Annotated in this window: 11 protein-coding genes; 9 read left to right on the plus strand and 2 right to left on the minus strand. The window is 59.2% G+C overall.

The genetic code is table 11. From position 1 onward, the window contains the following. The first annotated feature begins 1 nt into the window (after window position 1). Window positions 2-2,146, plus strand: a complete 2,145-nt coding sequence (locus QSJ36_RS06975) for a polyribonucleotide nucleotidyltransferase (RefSeq protein WP_022396568.1) — start codon at window positions 2-4, stop codon at window positions 2,144-2,146. A gap of 320 nt (window positions 2,147-2,466) precedes the next feature. On the opposite strand, the gene QSJ36_RS06980 is transcribed toward QSJ36_RS06975, so the two are convergent. Continuing rightward, a complete protein-coding gene (locus QSJ36_RS06980) occupies window positions 2,467-3,651 on the minus strand; it encodes a hypothetical protein (protein ID WP_285467888.1) in 1,185 nt (394 codons plus the stop codon). A 156-nt stretch (window positions 3,652-3,807) separates the two neighbouring features. Between QSJ36_RS06980 and QSJ36_RS06985 the strand changes: the two genes are divergently transcribed. The 5 genes from QSJ36_RS06985 (at window position 3,808) to QSJ36_RS07005 (ending at window position 10,303) form a co-directional block, all read left to right on the plus strand. Further along, window positions 3,808-5,142 (plus strand): hemolysin family protein, encoded by a 1,335-nt coding sequence (locus QSJ36_RS06985; RefSeq protein ID WP_022396570.1) that lies wholly within the window; start codon window positions 3,808-3,810, stop codon window positions 5,140-5,142. Then, window positions 5,139-6,464 carry a hemolysin family protein gene (locus QSJ36_RS06990; protein ID WP_102728465.1) on the plus strand — a complete coding sequence of 442 codons (1,326 nt, stop codon included), beginning with the start codon at window positions 5,139-5,141 and terminating at the stop codon, window positions 6,462-6,464. Before QSJ36_RS06985 ends, QSJ36_RS06990 begins: the two co-directional genes overlap by 4 nt. Window positions 6,465-6,559: 95 nt before the next feature. Next, window positions 6,560-8,839, plus strand: coding sequence for a tetratricopeptide repeat protein (locus tag QSJ36_RS06995; RefSeq protein ID WP_285467891.1), 2,280 nt, complete (start codon window positions 6,560-6,562; stop codon window positions 8,837-8,839). A gap of 19 nt (window positions 8,840-8,858) precedes the next feature. Then, entirely contained in the window at window positions 8,859-9,599 is a 741-nt protein-coding gene (locus QSJ36_RS07000; protein ID WP_022396573.1) for a thioredoxin-like domain-containing protein, read from the plus strand. A 29-nt stretch (window positions 9,600-9,628) separates the two neighbouring features. Beyond that, the gene (locus tag QSJ36_RS07005; protein ID WP_022396574.1) at window positions 9,629-10,303 is read left to right on the plus strand and encodes a TetR/AcrR family transcriptional regulator; all 675 of its coding nucleotides are present in this window, start codon (window positions 9,629-9,631) and stop codon (window positions 10,301-10,303) included. Between the two features lie 42 nt (window positions 10,304-10,345). Here the strand turns inward: QSJ36_RS07005 and thiE are convergent, their stop codons facing one another. Then, entirely contained in the window at window positions 10,346-10,990 is a 645-nt protein-coding gene (thiE, locus tag QSJ36_RS07010; protein WP_102728467.1) for a thiamine phosphate synthase, read from the minus strand. An 87-nt stretch (window positions 10,991-11,077) separates the two neighbouring features. Between thiE and QSJ36_RS07015 the strand changes: the two genes are divergently transcribed. From QSJ36_RS07015 to QSJ36_RS07025, 3 genes are read left to right on the plus strand one after another with little or no spacing between them, the layout of a single operon-like run. After that, the gene (locus tag QSJ36_RS07015) at window positions 11,078-12,124 is read left to right on the plus strand and encodes a quinone-dependent dihydroorotate dehydrogenase (RefSeq protein WP_102721907.1); all 1,047 of its coding nucleotides are present in this window, start codon (window positions 11,078-11,080) and stop codon (window positions 12,122-12,124) included. 32 nt (window positions 12,125-12,156) lie between these two features. Then, on the plus strand, window positions 12,157-15,681 hold the full coding sequence (gene dnaE, locus QSJ36_RS07020) for a DNA polymerase III subunit alpha (protein ID WP_022396577.1): 3,525 nt from the start codon (window positions 12,157-12,159) through the stop codon (window positions 15,679-15,681). Between the two features lie 4 nt (window positions 15,682-15,685). Continuing rightward, window positions 15,686-16,237, plus strand: coding sequence for a GNAT family N-acetyltransferase (locus QSJ36_RS07025; RefSeq protein WP_022396578.1), 552 nt, complete (start codon window positions 15,686-15,688; stop codon window positions 16,235-16,237). Window positions 16,238-16,466 lie beyond the last annotated feature (229 nt).

Consider the following 16,466-nt stretch of genomic DNA (forward strand, 5'->3'; position numbering starts at 1 on the left):
AATGAGCATACATTCAGTTGAATGCAACGTTGGTACGAATCCCATCACGATTGAAACCGGAAAAATGGCCCGTCTGGCAGACGGCGCGGTTGTCGTCCGCAGCGGCGATACCGTCGTTCTCGTGACCGTGGTGAGCGCCACCAAAGTCAAGGAAGGCCAGACCTTCTTCCCCCTGTCCGTGGAATACAAGGAAAAGGCCGCTGCCGCGGGCATGTTCCCCGGCGGTTACTTCAAGCGTGAAGGCCGCCCCACGGAAAAGGAAATCCTGACGTGCCGCATGACGGACCGCCCCCTGCGCCCGATGTTCCCCAAGGGCTACTTCTATGATACGCAGGTGATCACCCTTCTGCTTTCCGCCGACGGTGAAAATGAACCGGACATTCTGAGCATCAACGGCGCTTCCGCCGCCTGCGTCGTTTCCGACCTCCCCTTTGCCGAACCCGTGGGCGCCGTCCGCGTGGGCCGCGTTGACGGCCAGTTCATCATCAACCCGACCAATTCCCAGCGTGAAAACAGCCAGCTTGACCTGGTGTTTGCCGGGACGAAGGACCAGGTGATCATGATTGAAGGTTCCGCCAACGAACTGCCGGAAGAAGACTTCATCGCCGCCCTGCGCCTGGCTCAGGAAAACGTGAAGGTTCTTTGCGAAAAGCAGGAAGAGCTCCGCGCCGTCTGCGGCAAGGAAAAGCGTTCCTACGAACTCTGCCTTGCCAAGCCGGAACTGCTGGAAATCGGCTATGAAATCGCCGGTGACCGCATTGAAGACGCCATCTATGCCGCCTCCAAGGTGGAACGCCAGAAGAAGGTGGGAGCCCTGCGCGACGAAGTGGAAGCCGCCATCAAGGAACGCCATCCGGAAGCTACCGATTTTGACGTGGAACAGGTCTTTGAATACATTCAGAAGAAGGCCTTCCGCATCTCCATCATGGACAAGGACAAGCGCGCCGACGGCCGCGCCCTCAAGGAACTGCGCCCCCTGACCGCGGAAATCAACGTGCTGCCCTCCGTGGTGCACGGCTCCGCGATGTTTGCCCGCGGTGAAACCATGTCCCTCTGCCTGGCGACGCTCGCTCCGATGGAAGAACGCCAGTACATGGACAACTACACGGGCAGCGTGAATGAAAAGCGCTTCATCCTGCACTACAACTTCCCGCCCTTCTCCGTGGGCGATACCGGTCGTTTCGGCGGTCAGAACCGTCGTGAAATCGGCCATGGCGCCCTGGCGGAACGTTCCATCGCTCCGGTTGTCCCGAGTGAACAGGAATTCCCGTACGCCATCCGCATTTCTTCTGAAATCATGGAATCCAACGGTTCCACCTCCATGGCTTCCGTCTGCGCGGGCACGATGTCCCTGCTGGCGGCCGGCGTGCCCCTCAAGCGCCCCGTGGCGGGCATTTCCGTGGGCCTGGTGACGGAACAGAATGACCAGCATGAAATCACCACGTACAAGACCCTTCTGGACATCATCGGTTCCGAAGACTTCTACGGTGACATGGACTTCAAGCTTTGCGGCACGTCTGAAGGCGTGACGGGCTACCAGCTGGACCTCAAGCTGCCCGGCATCCCCCTCTCCATTCTGGAAGAAGCCATCCACGTGGCGAAGGCCGGACGCACGGACGTGCTGAAAGTCATGAATGACGCCATTGCGGCTCCGGCCCAGATGAGCCCGAATGCTCCCCGCATTGAGACCACCAAGATTCCCGCCGACCGCATTGGCGAGCTGATTGGCCCCGGCGGCAAGAACATCAAGGCCATCCAGGCTGAATCCGGCGCCGACATCAACATTGAGGAAGACGGCACCGTGCACATCTACGCCTCCAAGCAGGAAGGCCTGGACCGTGCGCTGGAACTGGTCACCCGCATGTTCAAGACCATTGAAATCGGTGAACTGTACACCGGCAAGATTGTTTCCACGACCACCTTCGGCGCGTTCATGGAAGTGCTTCCCGGCAAGGACGGCCTGATTCACATCTCCGAGCTGGCCGAAGGCCGCACCGCCAAGACGGAAGACGTCGTTAGCGTGGGAGACGTGGTGACTGCCAAGTGCATCGGCATCGACGACAAGGGCCGTGTGAAGATGTCCGTGCGCGCCGCTCTGCGCGACGCCAAGGCAGCCGAAGCGGAAGCCGCCGGCATCACGGAATAACGGTTTTTCCATTGAGCCTTTAAACTTCCAGCCCCGTTTCCGGTTTGTTCCGGGAGCGGGGCTGTTTGATTGTTTAAGGGGGGGGGGTTGACTGTAAGAAGGGAAGGGCTGTTCGCGTGATCTTCCGGATGTTTTTTTGCTGTTTCAGGGAGGAGCCGGGAAAAATCAGGCAGCCAAGGAGAACAGGCTGCGGAAGAAACCGGAAGGCGGTTTTGTTTTTGCAGCGGTATGTTTCTGGACCGCGGGCTGGATTCGCGCCTGCGTTATTGCCGTTCCTTCCGTAAGAAGATTTTTTTGCCGTACGGCATTCCTGCGGGACGTCAGGGATGTTCCTTTTTCTGCACGGACGCCGTTTTCACTTCAGCAGAAGGAGGCGTGCACAGAAAGCGGCCCAGCAGATCCAGCGTGGCTTTCACGTCCTTCAGGTCCGCCAGCTCCCGGGGAGAATGCATGTAGCGGATGGGGGGGCCCAGAAAAGCGGCGTGGCCGCCGTAAAGCTTGACGGGGACGAAATTGGCCATGCCGGGCGGGAAAGCGGCGTCCTTCTGGAACGGAATCCCGTGTTCTTCCGCCAGTTGGAGCAGTTGGGCAGTGATAGGCTGGTAAAAAATTTTGTCATGAGTAAAAATGACGGGGCCTTCCCCCATGGCCTGGCGGCTCAATCGCTCGTTTTCTTCACGGGGCGGCAGGTCGTCCAGCTGGACGGTATCCAGCGTGCAGTCAATAACAATAGCTAGTTTGGGACGGTTCCTGCCGCAATACGCCGTGGCTCCTGCCAGCCCTGTTTCTTCCTGGGAGGAGGAAAGGAGCGTGACGTGGTATTTCAGGTCTTTTTTGTGCCGGGACAGGAAGGAGGCCAGCTCCATCAGCATGAAGGAATTGAGGCGGCAGTCCAGGCCGTGGGCCATCAGGCGCGTGCCGTGCAGCAATTCCGGCTTGGTGGAGGGAACGCCGCGCCGGCCGACGCTCAAGCCCATTTCCCGTGCTTCCTCCGCGCTGGATGCCCCTGCGTCAAACAGGATGTATTCCCCTCCTGCCGGAAGGGGCTCGCGGTTCAGCCACCAGCCGGGAACCGCCCCGGCAAAGGCGGTGACGGGGCCGTGTTCCCCGTCAAAACGGTAAGGGCAGGAAAGCATGGACTGGAAGTCCGGAAAGCCGACGGGCCTTACTTTCAGAAAGCCGGACGGAGTGATGCCTGCAATGACAACGCCCACTTCGTCGGCATGGGCGTCTATCAGCAATTCCGGTGCGTCCGGGTCCGGGCTGCGGAACGTAGCCCAGGCATTTTGATGCGCGTCCGTGCCGGAACTGTCCGCCAGGGGCGCCACGTGCTTGAGCCAGAATTGCTGGAGGGGGGCTTCCGCTCCGGAAGTGGAGGGGATGTCCAGCAGGGAAGCCAGACGTTCCATGGACTGGCCGCTGAAAGGCGGCTGCGTTTCCGGCATGGAGGCCACGCAAAGGTTGAAAAGAAGCAGTGGAAGCAGCAAAAAGCGGATAGAAGGCATTCCCCAGCCTATCATGGAAGAAGGGCGGGAAGCAATGCTGGAGGAATGAAGTGCGCGGTCCGCATGGCAGATTTTTTTGTTTCCCGTTCTTGACAGGATTTTTTTGGTTCCTATGATGCGGATGCCCGTTGCGTTTTACGGACACCCCCGCCATACATGATTCTTTTTATCATCTTCGTTATTCTTTTCCTGATTCTGGTCAACGCCTTTTACGTTGCCGCAGAATTCGCAGCGGTGAGCGTGCGCCGCAACATGATCCGGGAGATGGCGGAAGGCGGCAGCAAGGTGGCTGCCCATTTGCTGAGGATTTTGGAAAACACGAAGGAACTGGACCGCTACATTGCGGCCTGCCAGTTCGGCATTACCATTTCCAGCCTGATTCTGGGTGCGTACGGCCAGGTGGAACTGTCCGCCTACCTGCTCCCCCTGTTTGAACGGTTTGGCGGCATGGATTCCGTGATGGCCAATTCCGTAGCCGCCATTGTAGTGCTGGTCGTCCTGACGGTCCTGCAGGTGATTCTGGGGGAACTGATGCCCAAGTCCCTGGCGCTGCAGTTTCCTAAGCAGGCGGCCCTGTACACGTATTACCCCATGCGCTGGACGCTGACCTTCTTCGCATGGTTCATTGACTTCCTGAACGGAAGCGGTCTTCTGCTGCTTAAACTGTTCCGTCTGCCCCCCGGAGGCCACCAGCACATCCACTCCCAGCAGGAGATCAACATGCTGCTGGATGAAAGCCACCAGGGCGGCATGCTGGAGGAGGATGAACACGAACGGCTGCACAGCGCGCTTTCCCTGGCGGAACGTACGGTGGAGCAGATCATGATTCCCCGTTTCCAGCTCGTCTGCCTGGATGTGGACGCTACCCAGGAGGATATTCTGAACATGATTGCGGACAGGCCCCATACCCATATTCCGGTGTATGAAGGAAACCGGGAGGCCGTCATCGGCATGCTGCACATCAAGGACATGGTGGCCGCGTATGCGGAAAAGGGTGTTCTGCCCCCCCTGCGCTCCATGCTGCGGCAGGTGCCGTGCGTGATGGAGATGCAGACGGTGGAGATGCTGATGTCTCGTCTGCGGGAGGACAAGGCCAAGGAAGCCTTTGTGCTGGATGAGTACGGCAAGTTCGTGGGGCTGGTGACGCTGGAACGGCTGCTGGGTGAAATGGTGGGGGATATTGATGAGGAATTCATCCGCTCCGGGGAAAAGGTGGAATACCTGCCGGACGGTTCCGTGCGTATTCCCGGCATGATGCGCGCCCATAAGGCGGAATGCCTGGTGCCCTTCCTGATGAACGGCGCCACCACAGTGGGCGGCTGCGTGATCAAGCACATGTCCTGCATTCCGAAGGAGGGGGACCGCCTGATTATTGCGGGGCGCGTGCTGGTGGTGGAAAAGATGGACCACAACCGCGTTTCCTCCATCCTTCTGTTGCCTCCGGAGAAAAAGGAGGATGAACCTGCCATGGAAAGCGGGGTGGAATCATGATGACGATTTTTATTATTCTGCTGCTGATTGTACTGAACGGCCTGTTTGTGGCCGCGGAATTTGCGCTGCTTGGCGCGCCCCGCGCGGCTCTTGAGCAAATGGGGGCGTCCGGCAACATGGTGGCGCGCCGTGTTTCCCAGATATTGAAAACGCCCCGTTTGCAGGACCGCTACATTGCCACGGCCCAGCTCGGCATCACATTCGCCAGCCTGGGGCTGGGCATGTACGGGGAGCATGCCGTGGCCAGATGGCTCCACGAATGGCTGGCCCAGTACGGCTGGGCCTCCTGGCTGGTGGCGCATGGCGCAGCCAGCGTTCTGTCCGTAGCGGTGCTGACGTACCTGCACATCGTGCTCGGGGAAATGGTGCCCAAGGCTCTTTCCCTCCAGTACGCCACGAAGCTCTGCCTCATCATTACGATGCCCATGTACGTGATTCAGCTCTGCCTGTATCCGCTGGTGGTGGGCATGAACACCCTGGGCAACTTCTTCCTGAGGCTGCTGGGCGTGGACAGGAATGAATCCAAATCCCATTACCATTCTGCGGAAGAACTTCAGTACATCATTGAGGAAAGCCATGAAAACGGCGCCCTGCCGCAGGAATCCGGCCGCATCATGGACGGCCTGTTTGACCTGGAAGACCTGTATGTTCACCAGGTCATGACTCCGCGCGTCAGGATAGACGCCATTCCGGAAAGAGCTGGGCATGAGCAGATAAGGGAAATCGTGCGCCGCACCCGCCGTACCCGCTACCCTGTCTACCGCGGGGACCTGGACCACGTGGTGGGCATGGTGCATGCCCGTGACCTGTTCCGCATCATGCTGCGCGGGAAGGCCCTGACGTCCGAATACATCCACGCCATTCCCAAGGTGCCCAAGACGGTGAAGTTTGACAACGTGGTGGAGATCATGAGGAAGGACAATGTGCGCCTTGCCATCATTCTGGACGAGCATGGGGGAACCTCCGGCCTGCTGACCCTGACGGACGTGTTTTCCGAGGTGATGGGCTGGGACCGCGGCCGCATCAGAGTATTGACAGACCTGCCGCGGGACGCGGTGGGCTTCTCCTGCGACGTGTCCGGACTCGCCCGTATTGAGGAGCTGGGGGAAGCCATGGACATGGACTTGCAGAGTGAAGAAATCGATACTGTGGGCGGCCTGATTCTCAATCTGCTGGAAGCTCCGGCGGAGGAAGGGGACACTGTGGGCTACCGCGGCCTGGAATTCAAGGTGACCCGGACGGAGAACGGCGGTGTGGAACGCTGCACCGTAACCCGGATTACTCCACTGATGCGGGAGGAAGCTCTGGAAGAAGAGGAATAATCCGCGGGACTCAGGCGGGAATGCGCCGGAACCGCGTTGCTTTGTGCAAAAGTTCCTTGGTGGAGCGCGTATGATATGGCAGAATATTTTCCGTCATGTCCCAACCTGAGTCCGCCGATGCTTCCATGAAACGCCCCTCCATGAAAAAGTGGGTTGTTCTCCTTGTTGTTCTTGGGGCGCTGATCGGGGTAGGCACGATGATGAAGGCATGGATGGACCGGCGTTCCGGCGCGGAGGCCCAGCCCGCCGTTTTCTCAGGCGGCAGCGAGCACTGGGACCAGAATGAAGTTCCCATCTCCATGCAGTGCGGGGCTTGCCATGAAAAGGAATTCCGGCAGTGGGCCGGATCGGATCACGCCTGGGCGTTCCGCAAGCTGGGGGACCAGTGGGAATCTGAGGCGTTCCATAACATGAAGCTGAACGCCCACGGCAGCATTCTTCAATTCTCCACAAATGCAGAGGGGCGCATGGTGCATGACGGCCAGTCCTCAACCTCCTGGCGCGCGGACTGGGCCACGGGGAGAATCCCCCTGGTGCAGTACCTGGTTCCCGCCAAGGACGGTGGTTATCATACCCTGAGCGCCGCGTGGGACGTGAACCGCAAGGAATGGTTTGATATCTTTGGCAAGGATGCCCGGCAACCAGGGGACTGGGGGCACTGGACGGGCCGCGGCATGAACTGGAACACGCAGTGCGCGTGGTGCCACATGTCCCTGTTCCATAAAAATTATGATCCGGTCAAGGACCGCTATGCCTCCACCTGGACGGAACCCGGCGTGACTTGCATCCAGTGCCACGGCCCCTTGCTGGACAAGCCGGAGGAGGGGACGGGATGCATGATTTCCACCAGGGACAAGCTGACGCCGCCGCAGATTCACGACAACTGCGCTTCCTGCCACGCCCGGCGGGATGAATTCGATCACGATTTTGCCGTTGGCGACCGTTTTGACAACCATTTTCAGCTCGTGCTTCCCGTACAGCCCGGCGTTTTCTGGCCCAACGGCATGCAGAGGGATGAGGATTATTGCGAAACTGGGCTGCGCCTGAGCCGCATGGGCAAGGCGGGCGTCACCTGCCTGGATTGCCATGACCCGCATACGGGAACGCTGAAGCTTCCGCAGGAGGATAACACGCTCTGCCTGCGGTGCCACGGCACCGGGGAGGCGGTAAACGGCGTAAAAGCCCCCGTCATTGACATGGCCAGGCATACGCCGTGCCCGCAGTCCAGCATGGGCGCCCGCTGTGTGGAATGCCACATGCCGGAAAGCCTGTACATGGCCCGCGATCCGCGCAGGGACCATTCCTTCAATTCTCCCGATCCCCTCCTGAGCGTGGAGCTGGGCATTCCGAATGCCTGTACCATGTGCCACCGGGAAAAGAGTAATGAATGGGCCGCGCAAGCGGTGGAAAAATATTACGGGGCCAAGCCCAAGATGGCGCAGTACAGGGACCGCACCCGGGCCGTGCAGCGTGCCTATGAAGGGCGGGAGGATGTTCTGCCCCTCCTGATGGAATGCTTCAAGCGGGAGGAAGTGGGCGCATGGCGCGCGACGCTGCTGGATCTGATGGATGCCTGGGCGCATGAACCTGCCGTTCAGGAGCTGGCTGCAGCGGCGGTCAAGGATCCGGACTCCCTGACGCGCGCCGCCGCCGCCAAGGTGATGGGCCGTGCGGGCAATCCCGCCGCGGGCAAACTGCTCAATGATCCCTTCAAGGTAGTGCGCCTGCAGGCGGAGTGGGCCCTCCGGGATTCCCTGCCGCCGGACAGCCCCGGCATGAAGGAGCTGACCGCCGCCGCTCTGCACCAGGCGGACCAGCCGTCCGGGGCGATGAAGCTGGCCCAGATAGCCATCAGCCGCAAGGATGCGAAGGCGGCAGAACAGTGGTTTGCCAAGGCTTTGAAATGGGATGCCACCTCTTCCGTGGTGCACCGGGATTATGCCGTTTTCCTGGCCTCCCAGGGCCGCAGCGGGGAGGCGGTGGACCAGATGAGGGATGCCGTGCGGCTGGCTCCGAAGGATGCCAATCTGTGGTATCTGCTGGGCCTGGGCCAGATTGAAAACAACGATGAGCCGGGCGCGCTGGAATCCTTTAATGAAGCTCTGAAAATAGAACCCTCCTTCATCCGTGCCCTGTTCAACCGCGCCCTGCTGAATGAAAAGGTGGGACGGCTGGAACAGGCTCTTCAGGACCTGGAAAACTGTTCCTCCCTGGACAAGGAGAATGCGGATATTCCGTTCACGCTGGCGGTGATGCTTTACCGCAACGGACGGTACCGTGACGCCGCCGCCGCCGCCGCGGAAGCCCTGCGCCGCGATCCTGGGCACGCGCAGGCAAGGCAGATTTTGGAATCAGCTTCTCGACATGGAAGGTAAGAAGTAGTATATCAGCGTTATGCGCATGAAATTTTCCCCCTGGCGTATTCTGCTGGTGTCCGCATTCGTAGCGGGTTCCTCCTTCTGTTTTGCGGACGCTCCCGGAGCGTCGGAGGATCCGTCCCTCCGCATTTGGACGAATAAAAGCACGGGCAGTACGGTGGAGGCACGTCCTATTGCCTTGAACATGAAGACCGTCAAGCTGGTAACTACGGCCAAAAAGCCCATCACCATGCCGTTGGAAAAGCTTTCCGAGGAAGACCGCGCGTGGCTGGAGGAACACAAGGAAGTGATAGGCAAGCCTGTTGCGGAATGGTCCTCCGTGCCGTCCGGCCCCGTGGCGGAGGAAATGAAGGGGAAAACCTACATGCTGGAAAACGGCAAGCTTGAAAAGAAGGACGGGAAGCTGAATCCCGGGCATTTCATCCTGTATTTCAGCGCAAGCTGGTGCGGCCCGTGCTGCCGGAATGCGCCCCACAGCGTGGAGGCCTACAACAAGGCGGTGAAGGACAACCCGGATGTGGAAGTGATCATGTGCAATCTGGACCAGAACCTGGAAGCCGCCCAGAAATGGGCCGCCGCCAACAACATGCCCTGGCCCATCCTGCTGAGGCAGGATTTGACGGAGCTTGCCAAGAAGGTGGCTCCGCGCGGCATCCCTACGATGATTCTGGTGGATAAGGACGGCAAGCCCATCCAGTCTTCCCAGGACATGGAACAGTTGGTGAAAGCCGCTGGTTCAAGCCGTTCCTCCCGCTAAGCGGCAGCACCGTTTGATCTTTTGAAACGATGGCTTCCATCCGCAAATCCCAGTCGGACCGCTCTGCGGAAACCAGCGGTAAAATTCTCCGTGCCGCGCAGAAACTTTTTGCCCTCAGGGGATTTGACGGAGTGACCATGAGGGCGATTGCCTCTGAAGCAGGGGTGAATCTGGCCTCCATTGTTTACTACTTTGAAAACAAGGAAGGACTGTACCTGGCCGTTTTCAGGCAATATGCGGAACCCCTGATGGAGGAGCGCATGAAAATGCTGAAAGAAGCGGACCTTCATCCGTCCCTCAGGGCGTATGCCCGTGCCTTCATTGAGCCCGCTTTCCGTTTGCTGCTGGATAAAAATCTGGGCGGTCCGGATCACGCGCGCCTGCTGTGGCGGCTGCCCCAGGAACCGGAATACCTGGGAAGGAAGATTTACGATGAATTCTATGCTCCGCTCATCCGGGAGATGACGTTGAGGGTTCGCCGATTCTGCCCATGGGACGATGAGCTTTCCATATCCTGGCACATACATATCATGAGTTCCATTTTCCATGCCACGCTGGGGAAATACGTCACACGGCTGGAACTTCATGACAAGGAGCCGTGGATGAAGGATCAGGACCGCATCCTGCAAATGATTGTAGATACGGCGGTCCTGCTGATTTCCCGTCCGGCTCTTTCTCCGGAGGTAGAGGAAAGACAGGGGTAACCGCGGAAGTGGAATGCAATACCCGGGAAGGCGCGTCTTTCCTCACGCTTCTCCCAGTCTTTTTCTAAGCGCCGCGACCGTTTCCGTTATATCCGGGTGTGTAAGCAGCCAGGAAACGATGACGACCCTGCTTGCTCCCGCCTCCAGAACGGAGGGCAGCGTGTTTCCATTAATGCCTCCGATGCAGAAGACGGGAAACTCTTCCGGCAATTGCCGCCGCACGCCTGCAATGTCTTCCAGGCCGATCGCCGGCCTTCCCGGCTTGGTGCCCGTGGGAAACAAGGGGCCGAATCCGATGTAGTCCGCCCGCTCCCGGAACGCGCCCAGAGCCTGTTCCGGGCTGTGCGTGGAACGCCCGATGATGGCGTTCGCCCCCAGCATGGCCCGCACGGGAGCCAGTTCCCCGTCGTCCTGGCCCAGATGGACGCCGTCCGCCCCTGTGCCCAGGGCAATTTCAGGATAGTCGTTGATGATGAAAAGACAGCCGTATTCGCGGCACAGCGGGGCAAGCCGGCTACCCATGCGCGCGATATGTTCCGGATCATGGTTTTTCGCCCTGAGCTGGAGGATGCCCAGACCGCCCGCCAGCAATTTTTCCGTAACGGAGATTAATTGATGTTCAGCGGTATATCCCATATCCGCGATGCCGTATAGCCGGCAGGATGAGAGGCGTTCCTTCCTGTTCATGGCAGGGAATTGTACCGGATAAAATCATCCCGGCAAGACGCTTCCCATTCTTGACCCTAAAGGAGGGTGTGATACACTCCCCGCATCGTGTCACCCGCCTTATATTCCGCCGCTAAAAGTGTACTGTTCCAGATGAATCCGGAAACCGCCCACAAAGTGACCTTGTGGGGGCTGCGCCTGGCAGAAAAGATGCGCGTACTGCCCCTTCTGATGGGGGAGGTTCCTTCCGACCCCGTGGAAATCCTGGGGATGAAATTCCCCAACCGTGTGGGTCTCGCCGCCGGAATGGACAAGGAGGCGGATACGGTGAACGCCTTCGGCCAGGCCGGGTTCGGCTTTGTGGAAGTAGGCACGCTGACGCCGCGGCCGCAGCCGGGCAATGACAAACCCCGCCTGTTCCGCCTGATTCCCCAGCAGGCCATTATCAACCGGATGGGATTCAACAATGAAGGCATTGCCGCCGGAGTGGAGAACATCCGCTCCGCCACCCGTTTTCATGGCGTCCTGGGAGTTAACATCGGAAAAAACAAGGTGACGCCCAATGAAGATGCGGCCCAGGACTACCTGACCTGCCTGCGTGCGGCATGGCCCGTGGCGGATTACATTGCCATCAACTTCTCTTCTCCCAACACGCCCGGACTGCGCGACCTTCAGGCGGCCGAACCCGCCGCGCGCCTGCTGGCATCCCTGAAATCGGAGCAGTCCAACCTGGCTGTGGAAACCGGACGCAATGTGCCCATTTTCATGAAGGTGGCGCCGGATGTGACGGATGAGCAAATTGCGGAACTCAGCCGCGTTTTCCTGGATGAAGGTCTGGACGGCCTCATTGCCACGAACACCACGCTTTCCCGAGCCGGGGTGGAAGCCAGCCCGCGCCGTGAAGAAGCCGGCGGCCTGTCCGGCGCGCCGTTGACGGCGCGGTCTACGGAAGTCATTGGAGCGTTCGCCTCCGAATTGAAGGGGCGCATCCCGATCATTGGCGTAGGCGGCATCATGAGCGGCGCGGACGCCGTCGCGAAAATCAAGGCCGGGGCCAGCCTGGTGCAACTCTACACAGGGTTCATTTACCGCGGGCCGGACCTCATCCGGGAATGCGTGGAAGCCATGAAGGCTGAATGCCCCGTTAACTCCTGATTCTCCTTATTCACTGCCTACAGGTTTCATTCATGCCCGGTTCCTTCGTACATCTTCACAATCACACGGAATACTCTCTGCTGGACGGCGCAGTCCATATCAAGGACCTCATTGCCGAATGTTCCCGCATGGGAATGCCGGCCGTAGCCATCACGGACCACGGCAACCTCTTCGGAGCCATTGAGCTGGTCATGGAGGCGAACAGCCTTAACAAATCCGTGGCCGCCTGGAACAAGGAACATCCGGAAGGACCGCAGAAGCAGGAGGTGAAGCCCATCTTCGGCTGCGAGGTGTACCTTTCCCCCACGCCCATCGGCGTGAAAAAACAGCTTCCCGGGCGCCGCAAATATACGCACCTGCTTTTGCTGGCGGAAAATGAAACCGGCTGGCAGAACCTGGTCAAGCTGGTATCCCGGTCCCATCTGGAAGGTTTTTATTACAAGCCCCGCGTGGACATGGAAACCCTGCGGGAATTCCATGAAGGCCTTATTTGCTGTACGGCGTGCCTTGCCGGGCCGCTGAACGAATGGCTGCTCAATGACCAGCCTGAAAAGGCGGAGGAAGCTCTCCTGGCGCTGAAGGATATCTTCGGGGACGACAACATTTTTGTGGAGCTTCAGGACCATGGCATGGAGGAGCAGAAAAAATGCCTGCCGGAGCTGGTGCGCATCGCCCGCAAGACCAATACCCCCATTCTAGCTACCAATGACGTGCACTTCCTCCGGAAGGAGGACCACGACATGCACGACGTGCTGATCTGCATCGGCACCAACGAAAAGCTGGCTTCTCCCAAGCGCATGCGCTACTCCACGGAAGTCTACCTGAAATCCCCCGAGGAAATGAGGGAGGTGTTCAGGGACTATCCGGACGCCGTGGAAAACACGCTGAAAATCGCGGAACGGTGCAACGTCACCATCAAGCTGGACTCCGCCAGTACGGAAAAATACCCGGAATTCGGCACTCCGGACGGCTCCACGCGTGAGGATTACCTGCGCAAGGTATGCTATGAAGGACTGGAGGAGCGGTACGGCAAGGAACGCGTGGCTAAGGACAAGGAACTCCGCGACCGCCTGGATTATGAGCTGGGGATTATCAACCAGTTGAAATTCCCCTCCTACTTCCTGATTACGGCGGATTTCATCAACTGGGCGAAGGACCATGACATTCCCGTGGGGCCCGGCCGCGGTTCCGCCGCCGGTTCTCTGGTGGCGTATGCCATGAAGATCACGAACATCGACCCCCTGCGGTTCGGGCTGATCTTTGAACGTTTCCTGAACCCGGAGCGCGTCAGCCCTCCGGATATCGACATTGACTTCTGCCAGACGCGCCGTCCGGAGGTGATTGACTATGTGCGGCAGAAATACGGGGAGCGCGCCGTGTCCCACATCATCACGTACGGCACCATGGGCGCCAAGTCCGTGCTCAGGGACGTGGCCCGCGTGATGGACATGTCCTACGCGGATGGAGACCGCATTTCCAAGCTGATTGAACCCGGTCCCAAGGTAACCCTCCAGTCCAGCTACAAGAGCAGTGAGGAACTGCGGGAGCTGATCGCCTCCGATGAAGGATACGCGGAGCTCTGGGGTTATGCGACGCGCCTGGAAGGGCTGATCCGCAACGTGGGCGTGCACGCGGCGGGCGTCGTGATTGGTGACCGTCCGCTGGACGAGCATGTGGCGCTCACCCGTGACGACCTGTCTGATCCTCATGCAGCCGTCGTCGCCCAGTGCGACATGAGCGCGATTTATGAAGTGGGGCTCTTGAAAATGGACTTCCTGGGTTTGAAAACCCTGACCGTCATGCATGATGCGGAGGAATACGCCCGCTGGCGCGTGCCGGACTTCAAGCTGGATTCCGTGCCCCTGGATGACCGGGAAACGCTGGACCTGCTGAACAGGGGGGACACGATGGGCGTGTTCCAGCTGGAATCCGGCGGCATGGTGGATACCTGCCGGCGCTACGGCATCCAGAAGATTGAAGACATTATTGACTTGCTGGCCCTTTACCGTCCGGGAGCCATGCAGTTCATGGATGAAATGATCGAGGTCAAGAAGGGGCTGCGCCAGGTGGTGTATGAACACCCGCTGCTGGAACAGGTCAGCGGAGAGACCTACGGCGTGATGATTTACCAGGAACAGGTTCAGGCGGCGGCCAAGCTGCTGGCGGGCTACACGCTCGGCGGGGCCGACCTGCTGAGGCGCGCCATGGGCAAGAAGGACCCTGCAAAAATGGCCAAGGAAAAGGCCCACTTCGTGGAAGGGTGCTGGAAAACCAACCAAATTGATGAAAAGACGGCTACGGCCATCTTTGACAAGATTGAAAAATTCGCCGGGTACGGCTTTAACAAATCCCACTCCGCCTGTTACGGCCACATTTCCTACTGGACGGCCTACCTCAAGGCACACTTCCCGGTGGAATTCCTCTGCGGCCTGATGTCCAATGAAGCGAACAACGACAAGATCGGCGTGTTCATTCAGGAAGCCAACCGCATGGGCATTGAAATCCTGCCCCCCAACGTGAACAAATCCATGCTCAAATTCACTCCGGAGGAAACGCCTTCCGGGAAGCTGGCCGTGCGCTACGGACTGGCGGCCATCAAGAATGTGGGGGAAGGAGCCATGCAGATTCTTCTGGAGGAAAGGGAAAGAAACGGGGAATTCACCAGCATGGAGGACATCTGCAACAGGCTGGATTCCAAATCCGTCAACAAGAAGATTCTGGAATCCCTGATTCGCGCGGGAGCGCTGGACTGGACGCTGGAACCGCGCTGCGCCCTGTTTGAGCGGGTGGACCTGGCCCTCAGCGGCGCATCCCAGGTGCACAAGGACAAGGCCCTGGGGCAGGGCGCCCTGTTTGACATGACTTTTGAAGCTCCCAGGGTGAAGGATGAGCCTGCTGTTCTGGAATGGTCCAAGGAGCAGCGCATGGGGGATGAAAAGGACCTGTTGGGCGCCTACTTCTGCGGCCATCCGCTGGACTCCATGCGCGGCGTCATTGATGCGGAAAAATACACCCGCATCGGTCTCATTGACGCGCTGGAGTCGCACGAACTCAAGCAGAAGCACCAGATCGCCGGCATGGTGCGCTCCGTCATCCCCAAGATCAGCAAGGCAGGCAGGAAATTCGCCATCCTCACACTGGAAGACTTTACCGGCAGCATTGAAGTGCTGCTGTGGTCGGATGTCTATGAAAAGGCCCTGGAAATGGAAGGCGGCCTGGAACCGGGCGTCTTCGTCTCCGTGCGCGCCAACATCCGGGAGGATGACCGCACTTCCGCCAAGAGCGTGGCCGCGCAGAGCGTGGACCCGCTGGGAGGCAGGAGGCGCAAGTCCAAGGCCGGGGACCAGGGCCCTCTGAATATCATTGTCAGCCCCCTGCGCCACACGAGGAAAAATCTGGAGCAGATACGGGACATCCTGAAAAGGTACCCCGGTCGTTCCAAGGTCAATCTCACGATCAAGGACAGCCTGGGCCATAGTCAAATCCTGGAGCTGGACGAACGGTTCCGCGTGAACCGCTGTCCGGAGCTGGAAACGGAACTTTCCATGTACAACTAGCGCCATGCCGGGAGGAAAACTGCTCTTGCCGGAATCGGAACGGCTGGCATTCCGGGCGTGGGGGGAAAGGGACTGGCCCTTTTTTGCGGCCATGAACGCCAATCCCCGGGTGATGCGTTTCTTCCCCGCCGTCATGACGGAGGAGGAATCCCGCGCCATGTGGAACCGCCTGCGGGCGGAACTGGATGAAAAGGGTTACGGGGTGTACGCCGTAGAGCTGAAATCTTCCGGCTCCCTCATCGGCCTCCTTGGTTTTCATTGGGCGGATTTTAAAGCGGACTTCACGCCCTGTGTGGAAATAGGCTGGCGGCTTGTGCCGGAAGCCTGGGGGCATGGCTACGCCACGGAAGGGGCCAGGGCTTGTTTGGAGCACGGTTTTGCCAGGTTGGGCCTTGACCGGGTGTATTCCTTCACCGCCTGTGTGAATCTTCCTTCCCAGGCCGTGATGCAGCGTGCCGGAATGAGGAAGACGGCGGAATTCAACCATCCCAAAGTAGCTCCGGATTCCGTCCTGTATCCGCATGTGCTGTATGTAAGGGAAGCTTCCCACGCATGATTCCATGACGGGGTTTCCGGTGTAGCCTGCCGGAGGCCGGCCGGTCCATTTTTTTAATTGTTCTGCCTCCTGGAAAGCAACGGACGCGTGCATTTCCGGTGAAATGGCCAGTGCGTTCTTTACGCTTGTTGCTGCCGGTTTCCGGAAAAAATCGAACGGGCTGCAATCCCGGAGGAATGCAGCCCGTTGACTGGGCAGGGGGCGCAGGGCAGCGGAACGTGCCCGCTGC

The organism is Akkermansia sp. NBRC 115031 (assembly GCF_030268505.1).
In the GTDB taxonomy this organism is placed as follows: Bacteria; Verrucomicrobiota; Verrucomicrobiia; order Verrucomicrobiales; family Akkermansiaceae; genus Akkermansia; species Akkermansia massiliensis.